Genomic DNA, 549 nt, shown 5'->3' with positions numbered 1-549 from the left:
ATCAGGTGGTAGTCGCCCACCGTGCCGTCGACGGCCGAGTACTGCGCCATCGGCGAGACGACGATGCGGTTCTTCAGCGTCACCCCGCGCACCCGCCAGGGCGTGAACATCGGCGGAGGCGCCGGTTGGGAAACAGGCAGGGTCACCCCGGCCTGGACGCAGGCGCGTTCGGCCAGCCAGCGCTCGAAGCCGGCGACGTAGGCCGGGTCGCGCAGGCGCAGGTTCTCGTGCGAGAGGCGCTGGCTGCGGGTGAGCAGCGAATACGCGAACTGTTCGGCCTCCATGGCGCTATAGCGCTCGACGTTCTCGAACCTCTCCATTGAGTTGCGCGCGGCGCTTTACAATGACCGCACCTCGAGCGCGCGCGCCTCCCGGAAGCCGGCCAGCACCTCCGGCAGCTCGGCGACCCCGCGCCCGGCGCAGCGGCGCGCCAGCTCGATCGCGTCCTCCAGCGCCAGCTTGGTGCCGGAGCCGATCGAGAAGTGGGCGCTGTGGGCGGCGTCGCCGATCAGGACCAGCGGGACGCGGCGGCCGTCGACCTCTTCCCAG

General features: G+C 71.2%; 1 pseudogene. It reads right to left on the bottom strand.

Annotated elements, in window-relative coordinates:
* Positions 1 to 549: pseudogene (locus tag KVT32_RS28515) on the bottom strand (bifunctional salicylyl-CoA 5-hydroxylase/oxidoreductase); the annotation flags it as partial.

Source organism: Achromobacter sp. GbtcB20 (genome assembly GCF_019091095.1).
In the GTDB taxonomy this organism is placed as follows: domain Bacteria; phylum Pseudomonadota; class Gammaproteobacteria; order Burkholderiales; family Burkholderiaceae_B; genus Achromobacter; species Achromobacter mucicolens.
The sequence above is the reverse complement of the archived record's forward strand: the minus strand, read 5'-3'. Positions and strand labels throughout refer to the sequence as shown.